Annotated in this window: 6 protein-coding genes and 1 pseudogene; 5 read left to right on the top strand and 2 right to left on the bottom strand. The window is 66.8% G+C overall.

Annotated features, from left to right (window positions below; all coding sequences use genetic code 11):
- The 4 genes from C8J30_RS17710 to C8J30_RS17725 form a co-directional block, all read left to right on the top strand.
- A partial coding sequence (locus tag C8J30_RS17710) for an ABC transporter permease subunit (protein ID WP_146227964.1) occupies positions 1-213 on the top strand: 213 nt, incomplete at its 5' end.
- Positions 210-1,064, top strand: a complete 855-nt coding sequence (locus C8J30_RS17715; protein ID WP_110807390.1) for an ABC transporter permease — start codon at positions 210-212, stop codon at positions 1,062-1,064. The genes C8J30_RS17710 and C8J30_RS17715, both read left to right, overlap by 4 nt.
- The gene (locus tag C8J30_RS17720) at positions 1,061-1,816 is read left to right on the top strand and encodes an ATP-binding cassette domain-containing protein (RefSeq protein ID WP_245909930.1); all 756 of its coding nucleotides are present in this window, start codon (positions 1,061-1,063) and stop codon (positions 1,814-1,816) included. Before C8J30_RS17715 ends, C8J30_RS17720 begins: the two co-directional genes overlap by 4 nt.
- On the top strand, positions 1,810-2,418 hold the full coding sequence (locus tag C8J30_RS17725) for an ATP-binding cassette domain-containing protein (protein WP_110807391.1): 609 nt from the start codon (positions 1,810-1,812) through the stop codon (positions 2,416-2,418). The genes C8J30_RS17720 and C8J30_RS17725 overlap by 7 nt, the downstream gene beginning before the upstream one ends.
- 120 nt (positions 2,419-2,538) lie before the next feature.
- Here the strand turns inward: C8J30_RS17725 and C8J30_RS19430 are convergent.
- Positions 2,539-2,718: pseudogene (locus C8J30_RS19430) on the bottom strand (helix-turn-helix transcriptional regulator); the annotation flags it as partial.
- A 389-nt stretch (positions 2,719-3,107) separates the two neighbouring features.
- Between C8J30_RS19430 and C8J30_RS17735 the strand changes: the two are divergent.
- Positions 3,108-3,386 carry an Arm DNA-binding domain-containing protein gene (locus tag C8J30_RS17735; RefSeq protein WP_110807393.1) on the top strand — a complete coding sequence of 93 codons (279 nt, stop codon included), beginning with the start codon at positions 3,108-3,110 and terminating at the stop codon, positions 3,384-3,386.
- A gap of 13 nt (positions 3,387-3,399) precedes the next feature.
- Here the strand turns inward: C8J30_RS17735 and C8J30_RS17740 are convergent.
- On the bottom strand, positions 3,400-3,513 hold a 114-nt coding region (locus tag C8J30_RS17740; RefSeq protein WP_146227878.1), incomplete at its 5' end, for an integrase core domain-containing protein.

Genomic DNA, 3,513 nt, shown 5'->3' on the forward strand with positions numbered 1-3,513 from the left:
GGGGCGGGGGAACTTGTCGGCGGCTCGGTTCTGGCCGAGACGATCTTTGCCTGGCCGGGGCTTGGGCAAGCCACCGTGCGCGCCGCCACCGGGGCCGATGCGCCGCTGTTGCTCGGCATTGCGCTGGCCACGCTGCTCATTGTCTTTTGCGGCAACCTTCTGGCCGATATTGCCGCGCGGCTGGCCGATCCGCGATTGAGGGAGATGCCATGACCGATGCCAGCCTGACCCTGCGCCCGATGGCGCGGCACTCGCCGCTGCGCCGGGCACTTTTGCGGCGCGGCGCGCTGGTGGCGGCGGTCTTCGCCGCGCCGATCCTGATCGCGCTGACCCTGCCCGAAACCGGCCCGGCGGTGAACGCGCTGACCCGCAACCTGCCGCCCTCGGCGGCCCATCCCTTCGGCACCGACGCGCTTGGCCGCGACATGGCGGCGCGCAGCTTTGCGGCGCTGGCCGTTTCGGTCAAGGTCGGGCTTTTCGCTGCGATCTTGTCCACGGCGCTGGCGGTCGTGCTGGGGCTTGGCGCGGCTCTCGACCGCCGCCTCGACTGGCTGGTCGGCATCCTGACCGAGATGGCGCTTGGCCTGCCGCATTTCGTGCTGGTCATGCTGGTGGCCTATGCGGCGGGGGGCGGCATGTGGGGCGTCGTCTTTGGCGTCGGGCTGACGCATTGGCCACGGCTGTCCCGGGTGCTGCGCCACGAGGCGCAGACCGTCGCTGCGGCCGATTTCGTCGCCGTCTCGCGCGCTTTGGGCCGTCCGCCGCTCTGGATTGCGCGCCATCACCTTGCGCCGCATCTGCTGCCGCAGGTGGTCGCGGGCTTCGTGCTGATCTTTCCGCATGCGATCCTGCACGAGGCGGGGCTCTCTTTCATCGGCCTTGGCATCCCGCCGCATCTGCCCTCGATCGGGGTGATCCTGTCGGAAAGCCTGCGCGCGATCATGGCGGGGCATTGGTGGGTGGCGCTGTTTCCGGGGCTGGGGCTGATGATCGTCGCGCTCAGCTTCGAGCTGTTCGGCGAGACCCTGCGCCGCGCCGCCGACCCGCGCGAGGGGGTGGCATGATGCTGAGGGTCACGGCACTGTCGGTGCGGTTTCGCCACCATGATGGCGGTTACAGCCAGCCCCTGACCGGGCTTGATCTGACGCTTTCTCGGGGCGAGGTGGTCGGGCTGGTCGGGGGCTCCGGCGCGGGCAAAAGCCTTGTGGCCGAGGCGCTGATGGGCCTTTTGCCCCGCAATGCCGAGGTGTCGGGGCAGATCACACTGGCGGGCCTGCCGCTCGCTCCGGGGCAACTGGCTTTGGCGCCGCAAGGGATCGACGCGCTGGATCCGCTGACCCGGCTCGGCGCGCAGATCAGCCGTTTTGCCCGGCTCGCGGGACAGCCGCCGCCCGATGTCTGCGCCGCGCTTGCGCGCCTTGGCCTGCCCGAGGAAGCCGCGCGGGCCTTTCCGCACCAGCTCTCGGGCGGGATGGCGAAACGCGCGCTGATCGCCACCGCACTGGCGACCGGCGCGCCGTTTCTCATCGCCGACGAGCCGACGCTGGGCCTCGACCCTGAGACCGCGGACCGGATCATGGAGTTGCTTGCGGGGCTTGCCGCCGAAGGGCACGGGGTCTGCGTGATCAGCCATGACCTGCCGCGGCTGGTGGCCATCGCCGAGCGCGTCACGATCTTGCAAGAGGGCCGCATGGTCGAAACCGCCCCGGCAGAGGCCTTTACTGCGCATCGCCTCACCCATCCGTTTTCCCGCGCGCTCTGGGAGGCGCAAACTTGGGCGGCGCAAACCTGGTCGGAGGAGGCCGCGCCATGCTGAGCGCCGAGGCTGTCTCGCTCTCCTTCGCGGGCCGCTCCGTGCTGCGCGAGGTCTCGCTGACGGTGACCCCGGGCGAAGTGCTGGGTCTCTCCGGCCCCTCGGGTGCCGGGAAATCGACGCTGGCGCGGGTGCTGTCGGGCACGCTGGCCCCCGATGCCGGGCGGGTGCTCTGGCAGGGTTCGGCCCTGCCGCGCCACCACCCCGGCCCGGTCGCCCATGTGCCGCAATCGCCGGAACTCGCCGTCGATCCGCGCTGGACCGTCGGGCGGATCCTTGCCAATGCCGCGCCGCCCGACCCCGAGGTTCTGGCCGCGCTGGCGATCCGTCCTGCTTGGGCCGAGCGTCACCCGGCCGAGCTGTCGGGGGGCGAGTTGGCCCGTGTGTCGCTGGCGCGGTTCTTTCTGCCAACCACGCGGGTGCTGATCTGCGACGAGATCACCGCGCAGCTGGATGCGCTGGCGGCGCAGGCGCTCTGGCAGGCCCTGACACCGCTCGCACGGCACCGCGGCATGGCGCTGATCGTGATCAGTCACGATGCCGCCCTGCGCCGGGCGCTGTGTTCGCGGCAGATCACGCTCGACCCCCGCCCCGTCGCGGCCTGAGCGCCTGACCTGCGCCGAAAGAAACTCACCTTGAAACCATTCGCCGGGCGTATGCGCAGGACGTAGCGGACCGTGCATCGCAAAGCACGCCTTGAATTGCCCTTCATGCTCCAGCAAGTCCGACAGACGCCATCGCACGGCACCCGGACCGACCTTTCGCGCCTTAAGAATGCGCCCCTCTCGTCTCCATCGGTTAATCGTGCTGGGGGCTACCTTGTAGCGCTCCGCGACTTCTCCGACCGTCAGATATTCTTCATCGGCTCGTGCTGCTGGTTCCAAATCTTCTCTCGGGTAGTGCATTTGGCGGGCGGCTTGATTCACCCGAGAACGGAAAGACGTCAATGTGCGCGCAGAGAACGAAGGCAGACCACGTTATGATCGGACCACCGAGGGCATCCACGCATAACGTGAGAACACCTAGCGAGCGCGGAATGTAGCCCAGATGTAGCCCAGCACTCCGCAAACAAGATGATTGAGCAGTGGTGCCTGCAAAGTTTATCTTTGTTTTCATGGGTTGAAGTGGTGCCCAGAGCCAGCAACCATTTGAAGTTTCATGCTATTTCATGATGTCTCCAGTCCTCTTTCGGCTCAACAAAAGCACGGCCTTATGCGTCTCGCGCCGTATTTCCAGGTATCATTCCGTCTCGCAAAGTCGTACAACAAAAGGGGGATAGAAAGGTGGATTGAATATGCGTGCGACAAACCGTTTGACCGCCAAAGGTGTAGCTTCAGCGCCTCCCGGGAAACACGCTGACGGGGGAAATCTCTGGCTATTCAAACGCGAGGACGGCGGAGCGCAGTGGGTGCTTCGTGTAACGATCCACGGACGGCGGCGAGAAATGGGGCTGGGTGCGTATCCAGCCGTTTCGCTCGCAGAAGCGCGGCGAAAAGCCGAGGATGCGCGAGCCAAAGTCAGAGACAACATTGAGGTGGTCCCCGTTTTCCGGACAGATTTGCGGCGTTGCTAAGCTTGCCCGTTGATCAAGCCGCCGCCTTCAGGTCTTGGCCCTGATGGGCCTCAACCGGTGTCCTTCCGCCAAGCGCCGAATGGGGGCGCTGCGTGTTGTAGAAGTCGATCCATTTGCCGATGCCTGC

The organism is Rhodobacter viridis (genome assembly GCF_003217355.1).
Lineage (GTDB): Bacteria > Pseudomonadota > Alphaproteobacteria > Rhodobacterales > Rhodobacteraceae > Rhodobacter > Rhodobacter viridis.